At 61.2% G+C, this 14,008-nt stretch carries 11 protein-coding genes; 3 read left to right on the top strand and 8 right to left on the bottom strand.

Features of this window, described 5'->3' with window-relative positions; genetic code table 11:
• The first annotated feature begins 43 nt into the window (after positions 1-43).
• A complete protein-coding gene (locus tag P5689_RS07425) occupies positions 44-2,278 on the top strand; it encodes a primosomal protein N' (RefSeq protein ID WP_285532658.1) in 2,235 nt (744 codons plus the stop codon).
• 225 nt (positions 2,279-2,503) lie between these two features.
• Here the strand turns inward: P5689_RS07425 and P5689_RS07420 are convergent, their stop codons facing one another.
• The 3 genes from P5689_RS07420 to ykgO all read right to left on the bottom strand — a co-directional run bounded on the left by P5689_RS07420 (position 2,504) and on the right by ykgO (position 3,777).
• Positions 2,504-2,758, bottom strand: a complete 255-nt coding sequence (locus tag P5689_RS07420; protein WP_146926680.1) for a hypothetical protein — start codon at positions 2,756-2,758, stop codon at positions 2,504-2,506.
• Between the two features lie 70 nt (positions 2,759-2,828).
• Positions 2,829-3,614 carry a tetratricopeptide repeat protein gene (locus tag P5689_RS07415; protein ID WP_285532657.1) on the bottom strand — a complete coding sequence of 262 codons (786 nt, stop codon included), beginning with the start codon at positions 3,612-3,614 and terminating at the stop codon, positions 2,829-2,831.
• A gap of 37 nt (positions 3,615-3,651) precedes the next feature.
• Entirely contained in the window at positions 3,652-3,777 is a 126-nt protein-coding gene (gene ykgO / locus P5689_RS07410; RefSeq protein WP_023978233.1) for a type B 50S ribosomal protein L36, read from the bottom strand.
• Between the two features lie 167 nt (positions 3,778-3,944).
• Here ykgO and P5689_RS07405 point away from each other — a divergent pair, with 167 nt between their 5' ends.
• Positions 3,945-4,337, top strand: a complete 393-nt coding sequence (locus P5689_RS07405; RefSeq protein WP_062165539.1) for a hypothetical protein — start codon at positions 3,945-3,947, stop codon at positions 4,335-4,337.
• Between the two features lie 40 nt (positions 4,338-4,377).
• On the opposite strand, the gene P5689_RS07400 is transcribed toward P5689_RS07405, so the two are convergent.
• A complete protein-coding gene (locus P5689_RS07400) occupies positions 4,378-6,507 on the bottom strand; it encodes a S9 family peptidase (RefSeq protein ID WP_285532656.1) in 2,130 nt (709 codons plus the stop codon).
• A gap of 237 nt (positions 6,508-6,744) precedes the next feature.
• Between P5689_RS07400 and P5689_RS07395 the strand changes: the two genes are divergently transcribed.
• Positions 6,745-7,275, top strand: coding sequence for a hypothetical protein (locus tag P5689_RS07395; protein ID WP_023978230.1), 531 nt, complete (start codon positions 6,745-6,747; stop codon positions 7,273-7,275).
• 221 nt (positions 7,276-7,496) lie between these two features.
• Here the strand turns inward: P5689_RS07395 and mdoH are convergent, their stop codons facing one another.
• From mdoH to P5689_RS07375, 4 genes are all read right to left on the bottom strand, one after another.
• On the bottom strand, positions 7,497-9,674 hold the full coding sequence (gene mdoH / locus P5689_RS07390) for a glucans biosynthesis glucosyltransferase MdoH (RefSeq protein ID WP_285532655.1): 2,178 nt from the start codon (positions 9,672-9,674) through the stop codon (positions 7,497-7,499).
• Positions 9,650-11,173, bottom strand: a complete 1,524-nt coding sequence (locus tag P5689_RS07385; RefSeq protein WP_035444360.1) for a glucan biosynthesis protein — start codon at positions 11,171-11,173, stop codon at positions 9,650-9,652. Before P5689_RS07385 ends, mdoH begins: the two co-directional genes overlap by 25 nt.
• 135 nt (positions 11,174-11,308) lie before the next feature.
• Entirely contained in the window at positions 11,309-12,772 is a 1,464-nt protein-coding gene (locus P5689_RS07380; protein ID WP_285532654.1) for a mannitol dehydrogenase family protein, read from the bottom strand.
• 177 nt (positions 12,773-12,949) lie between these two features.
• The gene (locus P5689_RS07375) at positions 12,950-14,005 is read right to left on the bottom strand and encodes an aromatic acid exporter family protein (RefSeq protein ID WP_051757754.1); all 1,056 of its coding nucleotides are present in this window, start codon (positions 14,003-14,005) and stop codon (positions 12,950-12,952) included.
• Positions 14,006-14,008 lie beyond the last annotated feature (3 nt).

The raw sequence follows: 14,008 nt of genomic DNA, 5'->3' as shown, positions 1-14,008 counted from the left end.
GTCTCGGCTAAGAGGGCAGGGCAGAAGGGGGCGCTTGGGCAGCATGACAGAACCGAGCTTAGTGAAGCTGAAGGCAGATGGCGAGAGAGCTGTGCGCATCAGCGTTCTGCTGCCGCTGCCTTTTCCCACAGCCCTTGATTATCTCGCGCCTGAAGGCACAGTTGCGCCGGGTGACCTGGTCAGTGTGCCGCTCGGGCGACGTCAGGAGACCGGCTGCGTGTGGGACACGCAAAGCGACGTTCCCGCTGATTTTGCACCCGCCGCTGCACGCCCCATTGCGCTCACACGCCTCAAGCCGGTGCTGGGGCGCCTCGATATGCCTGCCATACCGGGTGATCTCAGGCGGTTTATCGACTGGCTGGCCGCTTATACCCTGACGCCGCCCGGCCTTGTGCTTGCCATGGCCATTCGCGCCCGTCACACCATGCCCACAAAGGTTCAACTCGGTTGGGTCAGGGGGCAGGCCGACCCGGCAGGGCTGCGCATGACGCAGGCGCGCCAGTCGGTGCTGGAGGCCGTCAGTGAGGTTCCCCTCTCTACCGCAAGCCTGACGGAAAAGACCGGCGTCTCGTCATCTGTCCTGCGGGGGCTGGCGGCAGCCGGATTGCTGCAGGAGGTCCCTCTGGTTTCGGCACCGCTATTTGCCACGCCGGACCCTGCTTTTCATCCTCCCCATCTTTCAGATGAACAGCAGGCGGCCGCGCATGTACTGGCCAGTGCGGTGCAGGGGCACAGCTTTGGCGTCACCCTGCTTGAGGGGGTGACCGGCTCGGGCAAGACCGAAGTCTATTTCGAGGCCATCGGCGCCTGTCTTGCGGCCAACCGGCAATGTCTCGTGCTGCTGCCCGAAATTGCGCTTTCCACGCAGTGGACAGATCGCTTTGCCAGACGCTTTGGTGTGCAGCCTGCGCTCTGGCATTCCGAACTGGGCGGCAAGAAACGTCGCGAGACATGGCATGCCATTGTCAAAGGTCAGGCCCCGGTTGTGGTGGGCGCACGATCGGCCCTGTTTCTGCCCTTCCCCGATCTCGGTCTGATCGTGGTGGATGAGGAGCATGAGACAGCCTTCAAGCAGGAAGAGGGAGTAACCTATCACGGGCGCGATATGGCCATTGTCCGGGCGCGCCTGTCAGATGTGCCGGCCATTCTTGTTTCTGCCACGCCCAGCCTTGAGACGCTCACCAATGTGGAGCACGGGCGCTACCAGCACGTGGTGCTGCATAGCCGCCACGGCAACGCCACGTTGCCCGATGTGCGCCTTGTCGATATGCGCCGGGCGCCGCCCGAGCGCGGCCAGTTTCTGTCGCCTGCCCTGACAGACGCCATCAGCGCGACCTTTGCGCGTGAGGAACAGGCCATGCTGTTCCTCAACCGTCGTGGCTATGCGCCCCTCACCCTATGCCGTGCCTGCGGTCATCGTATGGAGTGCCCCAATTGCTCGGCCTGGCTGGTCGAGCATCGGGCCCGGCAGATCCTGACCTGCCATCATTGCGGGCATCATGAGCCCTTGCCCGATACCTGCCCGTCCTGCGCTGCCGAATCCAGCCTCGTGGCCGTCGGGCCGGGTATCGAGCGCGTGCATGAGGAAGCGCGGCTGCATTTTCCCGATGCGCGTATTCTGGTCATGGCCTCCGATACGCTGGGCTCGCCCTCAGCGACGGCCGACGCAGTCAGGCGCATCAGCGATCGCGAGATCGACCTTGTGATCGGTACCCAGATTGTTGCCAAGGGCTGGCATTTCCCTGACCTCACTCTTGTGGGTGTGGTTGATGCCGATCTCGGTCTTGGCGGTGGCGACCTGCGTGCCGCCGAGCGCACGGTCCAGCTTCTTCATCAGGTGGCGGGTCGCGCTGGCCGTGCGGAAAAGCCCGGGACGGTTCTGCTTCAGAGCTATCTGGGGGATCATCCCGTCATGAAGGCGCTCGTCTCGAACGATTATCTGGCGTTCATGGAGCAGGAATCGGCGCAGCGAAAGCCCGGTTTCTGGCCGCCCTACGGGCGTCTGGCTGCGGTCATAGTCAGTGCGGATTCAGCCGAGGCCGCTGATAAGGTTGCCAATCTTCTGGGCGCACGTGCCCCGGAAGGCGCCGGTATCCAGGTGCTTGGCCCTGCACCGGCCCCTCTCGCTATTCTGCGGGGTCGCCATCGGCGTCGCCTCCTGCTGCGTACCCGACGCAATGTGGCGGTTCAGCCCATCCTGCGGGCATGGCTCGATGGCGTGAAACTGACGAGCCATGAGCGCATCGATATCGATATCGACCCGATTTCGTTTCTTTAGAAAGAAAGCGTTTCGACGGACTTATCGGCATTGGGGCGCTGCCCCAAACCCCGCCAAAGGACAATTGTCCTTTGGAAACCTGCTTACTTCGAAGCGGGGGTTGAAGGGGTGTGCCCCTTCGCGGGTGCAGGGCAGCGCCCTGCTGAGGCCGGGCACCCCCGGCATCGCCCTCGCCCGGTGAGAAGACTTGTCACCCCCGGGCGAGGGCGAGGGAAGGAGTAAAAATCAGGCGGACTTGTCTTCGCGCTTGGGCTTGATGGCCTTGACGACAAAGGTCACGATGGCGATCACGGCGAGGAGGTGCTGCAGATGGGGACGCAGCTTCTTGGGGCCGAACATGCTGAGAAAGGTCAGGCCACCCAGGATGGCTTCCTTGGTCTGCGGCTTGGCCGAGCCGCACATCTTGCTGATGCAGCAGCCCTTTTTCTGGGCCTCGGGGGCCGTCAGTTCGGTAACCTGAGCCTTGTTCTTCTTGAACATGATGTTCTCCTTTGACTTCGACATCTCATCAAACTGCATAATCAAGGCAGAGTTGAGATCGTGATGCGCTTTAAATGGCGCGTCCATCCAGTTGGGCCTGCAGCGCCTTCACACGTTTGGCACCGCCGCTGGCCAGCGGATCGACCACGAGAAGCTGTCGGGCCGCCTGCAGGGCCGCCTTGAGATCGTGGCGTTCCTCCTCGACCTGCGAGAGCAACTGCCACGAAAGCGGGTCGTCAGGGTCTTTCTGCAAGGCAACGCCCAGATCGCTGATCGCCCCTTCGAAATCGCCTGCTGCATAGCGCACCCGCGCACGGCCGCGCCGGATGAATGGCTTGTCAGGCTGAAGCACAAGGGCGTTGTCGAGTGCCGCCTCGGCCTTGCGATAATCATGGGCCTTGAGGCTCGAATCCGCATTTTCCAGCAACAGGCGCGTGCTGGCAGAGAGGTTCTTCTGGCGCAGCGTCTCGGCGCGTCGTTCCAGAGCGCGGGCTTCTGCGGGCTTATGCGCGATACGCAGGGCCTTGCTCGTTTCCTGAAGGGGGTCAGGCTTTGGCGCGTTGGGGGGCTTGGCACCGGGAGAGGGCTTGGCGGCATCCGGCTTGCCGTTATCTCGCATCGCGGGGGGCGTGCCTACAGAACCGTTTGGCCGCCCTTTGTCTGCGCTGCTCGTGCTCGTCTTGTCAGGGATTGCCCGATCGGTAGCAGCCCTGTGCAGGCCGGGTTTATGGCCGGGCGCCGGGTGGCCGTCAGGCGATCCCCTGGCCGGGGAGAGGGCCAGAACGACAAAAGCCGCGCTGCCCAAGAGCAGACACGGCCTGACGACGGCCCCGCGAAGGGCCGTGTGACGCGTCAAAACGGGGCGGAAGCTCCGTTTCGGCATCAGCAGGGAATTAGCCCTGGCGAGCCTTCATGCGCGGGTTCTTCTTGTTGATGACATAGACGCGGCCACGACGGCGAACGACGCGGCAGTCCTTGTCGCGGAGCTTGGCAGATTTGAGGCTGTTACGAATCTTCATGATAATTTGCTTCCCGGGCCATGCAAGACGAACGGGCGTCGCGCCCGCGAGAGGTGGTCGGAATACTCATGGCTCCGGTCAGAGTCAACTCCCGACTGAGCCTCAACCCCATGAAACCCTTTATTTTGGGCGTTTTCAAAGGATGAAAACCCAATTATCCTGATTCCATGAAGAAAGCTCTGCCTGTTCTAGCCGCCCTCATGGTGGGTCTGCCCCTCTCGGCGCAGGCTGCGCCCAAGCCCAAGAACGATCCTGCCTCCGTGCTCAACCGGATTCTGGCCGTTCTCCAGACCGACCCGGACTCGGCCAGCGACAGCTGTGTGGAGGCGCTCAAGGAGCTGCACAAGACGCAGAAGATCGTGGCGAACCAGGACTCGGACAGCAACAATCAGGATGCGGCTGTAGCGCGCGATGTGCTCGAATCCGATTTTGAGGAGACGATCGAGGTTTGTGGCACGGATGCCCGGACGTTGTGCCGCACCAAGGGTGAGGCCGATCCCAAGCTCCCGGCCATGTGTGCCGCCATAAGGCCACGCCCCCAGGCCGATAGCGACGACTGATTATCGTCCCGGCCCCGTATGAAAGGGGCCGGGTTCCAGATCAGGGAGTCTGACCCGGCAGCGGGCGACGGGCCATGGCCCAGAGTGCGAAGCCATAGACATAGGCCACTTCTTCCAGCCGCTTGAACCGACCCGATGAGCCCCCGTGCCCGGCATCCATGTTGATGCGGCACAGGAAGGGCCCGCCCGTGGCAACTTCACGCAGTTTCGCGATCCATTTTGCCGGCTCCCAGTAGGTCACACGGGGGTCTGACAATCCACCCATCGCCAGAACCGGGGGATAGGCCACGGGTCGGATATTGTCATAAGGCGAATAGCTGGCAATCAGATCATACGCGTCGCGGTCTTCCAGCGGGTTCCCCCATTCGGGCCATTCCGGCGGGGTAAGTGGCAGGGTGTCATCTGACATCGTGTTCAGCACATCAACAAACGGTACCTGGGCAGCAATGCCGGCGAACAACTCCGGGGCAAGATTGGCAACCGCCCCCATGAGCAACCCGCCCGCAGAACCGCCATGCGCCACGATACGCCCGGCCTGTCCGTAGCCCTGCCCAACCAGATGATGGGCGCAGGCCACGAAATCGGTAAAGCTGTTGGGTTTGTGTTTGCCGCGACCCTCAAGAAACCAGTTCCAGCCCTTTTCCGAGCCGCCACGGATATGCGCAACGGCATAGACCCAGCCACGATCGACAAGGCTGAACACCGAGGTGCTGAACCCGGACTCCATCGAGATGCCGTAAGACCCGTACCCGTAGAGCAGGAGGGGAGCCGTTCCGTCGCATGGGGTGTCCCGGCGCTTGAGAACGGTGACGGGCACCTCTGCGCCATCAGAGGCGATGGCGAACAGGCGATGGGTCTCGTAAAGGGACGGATCATGACCCGAAGGGATTTCACGAATTTTCTTCAGGCTCTGCTCGCCTGTGCGCATATCGAGATCGTACCAGTGCGCGGGCGTGGTCGGTGATTCGTAGATATAGCGCAGGATGCTGTCTTCATATTCGAGAAAGCCCAGCAGGGTGAGGTCGAAAGCGGGTTCCTTCATGCCGATCGTGCGGACCTTCGTGCGGATATCGCCCTGATCGGTATCGTTCCCGGCACGGTCCCCCGCAGCGCTCTCTGACACGACATGAATCTCGATATTGCCGTTCACCCGTTCCGCCCAGGCGAGATAGCCCCGACACGCTGCGGCACCCAGCAGGAAGCGCCCTGGCTCATGCGCGAGGAAAGGCGTCCAGTTTTCTCTCGATGGCGACTGGTCCGGCGCCTGCATGAACTGGAAATCGACTGCCCCTTCCGCATTGGTGAGAATGATGAAACGGTCATTCCAGTGCGTGAGGGTATAACGCTCGCCCCGCTTGAGGGGCGAGGCGATGCGGGGGGGCTGTGTCGGGTCGCTGGCAGGGATCAGCAGCGTCTCGTTCGTGTCATGATCGCCACGTTCGATCAGGATCCATTGGCGTGACGCTGTGACCGACAGGCTCAGGAAAAAGCCTGAATCGGGCTCATCGAACACAAGAACATCCTCGCCGCCTGCAAGCGGACGACGATAGACGCGCGAGGGCCGTCCGTGGTCATCACGGTAGATCCAGAACAGCCAGGCACTGTCGGGCGAGATCACGAAGCTGCCCGCGGCACTCTCGACAGGAGGAGCAAAGGTATCACCGGTGGTCGTATCGATGCTGTGCAGGCGATAGACCTCTGACCCCTGCGTATCGGCGGCATAGACAAAGACCCGGTGGTCATCGGAATGACGGACGCCAGCCAGGGCGAAATAGGCGTGGCTTTTGGCCAGCGCCTCGACATCGAGCAAAACCTGATCCTCACCGCCGGACCGGGGGCGGCGCAGATAGACCGGATGCTGTGCATCTTTGGCGAAGCGGGAAAAATAGAGCCATGTCCCATCGGGCCAGGGAACGGAATCTTCTGCTGGAGGGATACGGCCGATCAACTCCTGAAGCAGCGCGGCGCGCTCTGGCGCCACATTGGCCAGGCAGTGCTCGGTATAGCTGTTTTCCTCGCGCAGGGCTTCGGCGATATCCGTGCGGAGCAGGGACGGATCACGCAGGACTTTCTGCCAGTTCTCGTCCTTCATCCAGGCGTAGTCATCCTGCCTGACCCGTTCGAGCTGGGTAATGGTGTGCGGTACGCGCCGTGGCGAGGGAGGAATCATGGCAGGACCTCAGTCTGGAAAAACAAAACCTGTACCAGAGTGCGGCAGAATGGAGCGCACCTCAACGTCCCCATGATGAAGCGCCGAAGTTTCGATAGGGGAATAAACCACTTAGCGCCTCACATGTTAGGAAAGCACACGTCCTTCATCCCGATATACTTTCGGGAAAGCGCGTTTTAACAGGCTCCGCTTGCAAGAGACGGGTCTGAAAAAGAGCAGAAAAAAAGGATCGCTTTCATGTTGTCTCGTCTTTGTCTCGGTCTGACCGCCGTTGCTGGCCTTACTTTCGCTGGCGCCTCTGCGCATGCGCAGCAGGCTCCCGTGCCGTCCGTCGCACCAGGAACGCAGTCCACCGTGATGCCTGCCGGGTCCATTCCTGTTCATCGTGATGGCGCTCCGGATGCAGCCAGTCACGTCATGCAGGCCGTTGGTGGCAGCGGCGTGAGCAACACGGTAGCGACCGCCAGCACGCCGGGTGTTCTCGATAATTATGGTCTGCCCTCGCTCGATGCGGCCAAGGCCGGGAATCTCGCTGGCCTCGCCAGCTATTGTGTGCGTAACCACCTGGTGCACGGCAACACGCTGCGCGTTGTAGGCCGCAAGCTGGCCAAGCGTCCCGATGTGCAGAACGACCAGTACTACTCGCTGGGTGGTCAGGGCCTGCTGCAGAGCAACACCAACGTTCCCTTTGATGTCTCGACCCTCGATCTGAGCCATCGTACGCAGCTTTGCGCCCAGGTCCGTCAGCGCGGGCAGGATTTCAAGTAAGCGCCTGCTACGATCGAACGACAAAAGGGGTCAGCCGCAAGGCTGGCCTTTTTTTGTGGCCTGCCGTTATGGAGCGCTACCCGAGACCATGCCTGCAGGCAGGGAGCTTCCGCGATTCCGGGAAATTTGGTGGGGGATTAAAGGGGTTTATCCCTTCATGGATGCGGGGCCGAGCCCCGTGGGAATAATACCGGAACAGGCATTATTCCCATGAACCCTGTTCAGGCAGGAAGGCCGAGAATGAGGTCCAAGCCTTCTGCGCTGCACAGGACCGAGGCTTTCTCCTGCCGGGACAACGTCGCGAGAGCGTTGTCCACGGAAGCAGCTTCACGCAGTTTCAGCAGACCGACCAGCAGATTGGCGTCGATAGCGGCACCGGGTTGGCGGGCGGCGGGCAGAGCGCGACGATGCTCGGCGGCGAGGGCCGGATTGCTGCGCAGGGCCGCGAAGGCCTCGGCCGGGGGACGATCAGGCATGGCTTCGGCCTGGGTGCGACGCAGATCGTTCTCGGCGGCGAGCTTCAGGATGGGCGGCAGGTTGGTCTCTTCGGGAATGAGCAGGAGTCCCCAGCTTCTGAGCCACAGACCGACATCACGGCTTGCGGTCATGGCGGCCAGAGGAATGGCCAGCGCCAGACCAAGCAGAACCGGCGTCATCCACAGGAAGAGCGAGAACGAGACCGACCAGGCCGCAGCGGCCATGACCAGACCATAGGCGGTATAGATCCAGTAGCCATGCGCCACTTCCTTGAGGGAAACGCGCCCGTCATCACGGTTCTGAGCATTCCAGCCGGAGTCGCGGCCGCGCAGGATCGAAATGACGCCTGAGGTGTGGATCAGCATCGCAATCGGCGCGATGAGACCGCCAATGAGCGTTTCCAGCAGGATGGAGGCCACCAGGCGGAGAACGCCACCACAGCTGCGCAGCATGGCGCGATCAAAGAGCGCTGCGATCAGGGCGAGCGCCTTGGGGGCGAGCAGAACGGCCATCGTGCCGATGAACACGTATTTGGCCTGTACCGGATCGACCTGCGGCCAGTGCGGATAGAGCGTCTTGGTATCACCGAAATATTCGGGCCGGTCGAAATGGGCCTGAAGCGAGATCAGGATACCGAACATGAGGAACAGCAGCCACAGCGGCGAGGTGATATAGGCACCGATGCCGACCATCATGTGCATGCGGCTCATCCAGTGCAGACCGCGTGACAGAACGATCTTGCCATGCTGGAGATTGCCCTGACACCAGCGGCGGTCACGGATGGCGACATCGGTGAGCGAGGGCGGGCTTTCCTCATAGGAACCGAACAGACCCGGCACCATGTGAATGGCCCAGCCGCCACGACGCATCAGGGCTGCTTCGACAAAGTCATGGCTGAGGATACCGCCACCGAAAGGCTTGCGGCCCGGCAGGTGAGGCAATCCGGCCTGTTCGGCAAAGGCACGGGTACGAATGACGGCGTTATGCCCCCAGTAATTGCCTTCCGAGCCATGCCACCAGGCAATGCCGTGAGCGATCAGCGGCCCGTAAACACGCCCGGCAAATTGCTGCATGCGGGCAAAGAGTGTCTTGCCACCGATGATGACCGGCAGGGTCTGGATGAGCGCCACATTCTCGTGACGCTCCATGGCCGAGACCGTACGCACGATCAGGCCGCCATCCATCACTGAATCGGCGTCGAGGGTGAGCATCTGCTGATAGGCACCGCCGAAGCGTTTGACCCATTCTTCCAGATTGCCGGATTTACGATCGATGTTCTTGGGGCGGCGACGATAGAAAATGCGCCCCTGCCCGTTCACCGCCTGCACAAAGGCAAGATAGGCGCGCTCCTCGCGAACCCAGACATCAGGGTCTGTCGTGTCGGAGAGGATGAAGAAATCGAAGGCGTCGATACGGCCTGTCGCCACCAGACTGTCATGGATCGCACGCAGACCTACGAGGACACGGTCCGGGTCCTCGTTATAGGTGGGCATGAGCACTGCGGTCCGGGTCATCAGCGCGGGTAGAGGGGTATCGCGCGAGATGCCAAGACCCAGACCCCCGTGACGCAGCACCGAGACAAAGCCGGCCAGCGAGGAGGTGAAGGAAAGCGAGATCCAGGCGCCAAGCACCACGAACAGCGCCAGAACGATGATGCCCAGCGTCGAGACGCCCATGCTGTTGAGCACGCGGTTCATCTCGAACGCCCCCCAGCCTGTCAGGGCAATGGCACCGCCAATGACCAGCAGGCGGCGCAACCACAGCAGGGAGGGAGTGGTGGGGGGATGACGGTCACGCCCGAAAGTCTCGGGACGCTGACGCAGGTTCTGCGTCGGCATCTCAAGGGGCGATTCCGCCGGAAGCACGTCGAAGGGGGTGAAAGAGGTGGGAAGGGTGCTCACGGCGTCCAACGATACATCCATTTTTCGGAAATCGGCCCCTGCTCATTGGCAAGCTGGCACGTCAGTTCGGCCAGCTTGGCGCTGCCCGGATAGAATTCGAACGTCGTACGCCATCCCTTGATGTTCGGATTGGGTTCGACCACCACGTTCTTGATGGTCCCGGTCGAGGCCTGCGGTACGAGGTGGAAGGCTGCATTGGCGGGCAGGTTCTCGAATGGCTTGCCGGTGAAATCGATCACGAACATGCGGCCATCGGCATGATCGGTCACGGCGCCGACGCGTGTTGCGCCAATGCGGGCCAGATCGGTCGGCCAGGGCGTGTCCCAGCCCCAGTACATGCGATAGGTGTAGCCGTATTCGTGCCCGGCCTGCATAGGCTGTTTTGGGCGCCAGAACGACACGATATTGTCGTTCACCTCGTTGGGTGTCGGAATCTCGACCAGATCGACAGCGCCTTCGCCCCAGTCACCGATGGGTTCGATCCAGAGCGAGGGGCGCTTTTCGTAGTTTAGCGCGAGATCTTCGAAATCATGGAACGCGCGGCGGCGCTGCATGAGGCCAAAGCCATGCGGGCTGGCATCCTGGAAGGCCGAGAACTGGAGATCGACAGGGTTGTTCAGCGGACGATAGAGCTGCCCACCCGTGCCGGTCCACATCTGAAGCGCTTCGCTGTCATGGGCGCCGGGGCGCCAGTCATCGACATGATTGCGGTTGTTGGCATCGAAATAGAACATGCCGGTCAGGGCTGCCACGCCGCCTTCGGTGATGTCGGTGCGCGGATAGAAGCTCGACTGCACATCAAAGACCGTTGTGGCGCCCGGACGAATGGTGAAGCGGAAAGCACCAACAACGGAGGGGCTGTCCATCAGGGCATGAATAACGACCGAGTCGACGCCGGGCTTGGGCTTTTCGAGCCAGAATTCACGGAAGAGGGCGAATTCCTCGCCCTTCGGGTCGCCCGTGCCATTGGCAAAGCCGCGGGCGGACAGGCCGTAATTTTGTCCCTTCGCCACAGCGCGGAAATAGGATGCGCCGAGAAATACGGCACATTCTTCCATCACATTGGGGGTGTTGATGGCATTGCGCAGACGCAGGCCGGAAAAGCCGAGATCATCGGTCACGCGCAGCATCGGATCAGGATAGCTGAACATATCAGGGTCATAGACGATCGGGCTAGACTGTCCGTCCACAACCTCATTCATGTTGATACGCGGGCGGTACAGGAAGCCACGCGGGAAGAACTCGACGTCAAAGGCAAGGTTCTGGCCGTGCCAGAGCGCACGCTCTTCCTTGTAGGTGATGCCGCGGAACTGATCGAAGTTCAGATTGTCGATGGCGCTGGGGAGAGTCTGCTGCGGCGCCTTGTAGGCGGATTTCGACAGGTTCTGCGCGATCTGCCGTACCGTGTTGTTGTCGAACGGGGTCGGCTTCGGAGCAGCAGCAGGCGCTGCCCGGGCAATTTTGCTGGCCCCCAGTATCGAGAGGCCAGCACCGATTTTAACAAGATCGCGACGCAGCACTATGACTATCTCCGGCAGACCCGGCTAAATGCCGGGTGATGTCTGATTTTCCTAACGCCCATAAGTTACTTTGGGACACAGGAAAACTCGCCTGCCTTAGAAATCTGTCATGAGTGCGGCTTTCGCGCATCCTTTTCAGATGGAGAGAGCGGCCTTTACGCCTTTTTCCCTGATAACCTTGCGTAGTTCGGTCACTTTTTCGTCAAGTGCGGCATGGTCAAGCTTGCGCCAGCCATCGAAGGCCGGGAGGGCAAACCCGGCTTCGTAATCGTCGCTCCTGGCGATTTTCCATGTGTCATCGGTGAAAGTCGGTTCGATCGGCTCGAATGTGCCGCCCTTCTCGTTCTTGCCGCGAAGCATTTCAAGATAGGCAGCCAGACCATAGGCAACACGATCGAGCTCGCGCTTGTCCTTCAGGAGGTTCTGGATGGTGGCGGTCCAGAACACCTGCACTTTCGATGCGCCATCACTGCCGATACGCAGGTTCTGGTCTGCCATGGCCGGGTTGGAGAAGCGCGAGATGACCGATTCCTTATACTTCTCAAGGTCTTCACCCGGTGCGGCCTTCAGGGTCGGGATGACATCCGTGTCGAGGTAGGTCTCGACCAGCTTGCGCAGATCGGGGTCATTGATCGACTCGTCGATATGATCATAGCCAAGGAGCAGGCCCGAGAAGGCCAGGAAGATATGCGATGCGTTGAGCATACGGATCTTCATGAACTCATAATCGGTCACGTCATCGACCATCTGCACGCCGACCTTTTCAAGGGCGGGACGTCCATCGGCAAATTCATCTTCGATCACCCACTGGGTGAAGTCTTCCGCCACCAGCGGCAGAAGATCATCCAGACCGCTCTCCTTGTTCAGGCGGGCAGCGATGTCTGCCGAGACCGTCGGTGTGATGCGATCGACCATGGCGTTGGGGAAGGTGGCGTTGGCCTCGATCCAGCTTGCGAGCTCCGGGTCACGGGCGCGGGCATAACCAAGGAATGCCTTGCGTGCCACGTTGCCGTTATGACGCAGGTTATCGCAGGACATGATGGTGAAGGCGCGATTGCCCGCGTCGCGGCGGCGGCGCAGACCCTCGACCACATAACCAAAGATCGTGGACGGTGTTTCCGGATTGGCCAGATCGCGCTGGACGGCCTCGTTGTCGAGCGCGAATTCACCCGAGTGCTCGTCGATGTTGTAGCCACCTTCGGTAATCGTCATCGACACGATCTTGATGGCCGGATCGGCGAGATATTCCAGAACGGCTTCCTGCTTTTCAGGAGCAAGGAGATAGTCGCGCAGGGCGCCAATAACGGTGCGCTTGCTCTCGCCCGAGGGGGCCGTTTCGGTCAGAGAGAACAGGCAGTCCTGCTGCTTGAAATCCTCGGCCTTCTTCTTGGAACGGTCGCCCGAGGTCAGGCCGACACCGATAATGCCCCAGCCCTGCTGACCGGGCAGCGCGAGGGCCTTGTCGACATAATAGGCCTCATGGGCACGGAAGAAATTGCCGACGCCAAAATGCAGGATTCCGGGCTTGATGTCCTTGAGATCGTAAGACGGAGCGGCCACGCCTGCCGGCAGGTGCTTCAGGGTCTCGCGGGTGATCATAAGCTTAAATCCCTTTTTGTTGCTTCAGGAGCGCCATTTCTGAACGACACAAAAAGACCAGATTCAGCCCTGCACGTCAAAAAGCGCAGGGCGCAACCCGGCCCAAATCACCCCAAGCAACGTTACAGGGGGAGCACAAGTTCAACGCGATCTGTGCAGGCGCTCCCTGTCTGGGGCTTACTTGCCGATCATGTCTCTCAGGTCTTTCGCCCGGCTTTCGGGCGTGCTCATCAGCACGTCTGTGGCGCGGCGCATATCCTGGCGCAGCAGGGCAATGACGAAATGCATTTCGGGTAGCGCATCCTGCCCCAGCGTCGGCAGTGCGCTCAGAACGTCTTCCCGTCCCGGGCGATAGGGTTTCTCATGGGCCTTGCCCGCAGCATGGATTTCGCAGCGCCGGGCGAGAGAGCGATAGGCATGGCTCAGACCGGTATGCAGCCCGGCCACGCCTGAAAAGCCGCCCCTGTCCTTGCCCGCATTGATGGCACGGGCCACCAGCATGGTATCACTGAGCATACGGCGCATCAGGGCGGGCAGCACGGTCAGGATCGGGTGGCGTTTTTCGAGCAGCCCCCAGTTTTCGCGATAGGCCTCTGCCACACATTCATTGATCACCAGCAGATTGCGAGCGCAATGGTCGTTGCGGGCTTCGAGTTCGCTCCACATTTCCTGCCGTCGCAGGGCCGCCTGAAGCAGTTCGTCCATCTCGCGGAACATGCGCCCTGCGGTGAGGAAACCGCGCCGCCGCGCACTGGCATGAAGCACCACGAAGCTCACAACCAGCGCGACGATCACACCAAGGAAAATGGCGGTCAGTCGCTCGGTCAGCGGCCAGTACGGGTTCGCGCCATGCGAGGGCAGAAGATAGACGATCATCAGTGTCACCCCGGCAAAGCGCAGCGAGGGGCGAACGGCCGCCATATAGGCCAGCGGTAGCAGGGCGACACAGAAGATAGGCCAGTAGAAACCCAGAATAAGCCGTGCGGTGATGGCCAGTGTGCCAACAACGGCACCGACCAGCGTGCCGATGATCTGGTCGCGCGCCGTGGAAAAAGTCTGGTCTATGCTCGACTGGGTGACAATCAGCGCCGTGATCAGGGCCCAGATCGTCTCGTCCAGCCCGGTGGCTTCACCGATGATCCAGCACAGGGCCACCGCAACGAGGGTTCTGACCATCTGCCGCCACGGGGCCTCACCATCCTCGCGCGCCCGGAGCAGTGAGGCAAAGGGCATAGA

The sequence above is a fragment of the Asaia sp. HumB genome (assembly GCF_030263835.1).
In the GTDB taxonomy this organism is placed as follows: Bacteria; Pseudomonadota; Alphaproteobacteria; order Acetobacterales; family Acetobacteraceae; genus Asaia; species Asaia bogorensis.
The sequence above is the reverse complement of the archived record's forward strand: the minus strand, read 5'-3'. Positions and strand labels throughout refer to the sequence as shown.

Coding starts and splice junctions, on each gene's coding strand:
- P5689_RS07400 (WP_285532656.1), bottom strand. CDS start 6,507: ATGATTCCTCCCTCGCCACGGCGCGTACCGCACACCATTACCCAGCTC.
- P5689_RS07380 (WP_285532654.1), bottom strand. CDS start 12,772: ATGATCACCCGCGAGACCCTGAAGCACCTGCCGGCAGGCGTGGCCGCT.
- P5689_RS07375 (WP_051757754.1), bottom strand. CDS start 14,005: ATGCCCTTTGCCTCACTGCTCCGGGCGCGCGAGGATGGTGAGGCCCCG.
- ykgO (WP_023978233.1), bottom strand. CDS start 3,777: ATGAAGATTCGTAACAGCCTCAAATCTGCCAAGCTCCGCGACAAGGAC.
- P5689_RS07405 (WP_062165539.1), top strand. CDS start 3,945: ATGAAGAAAGCTCTGCCTGTTCTAGCCGCCCTCATGGTGGGTCTGCCC.
- P5689_RS07395 (WP_023978230.1), top strand. CDS start 6,745: ATGTTGTCTCGTCTTTGTCTCGGTCTGACCGCCGTTGCTGGCCTTACT.
- P5689_RS07420 (WP_146926680.1), bottom strand. CDS start 2,758: ATGTTCAAGAAGAACAAGGCTCAGGTTACCGAACTGACGGCCCCCGAG.
- mdoH (WP_285532655.1), bottom strand. CDS start 9,674: ATGGATGTATCGTTGGACGCCGTGAGCACCCTTCCCACCTCTTTCACC.
- P5689_RS07425 (WP_285532658.1), top strand. CDS start 44: ATGACAGAACCGAGCTTAGTGAAGCTGAAGGCAGATGGCGAGAGAGCT.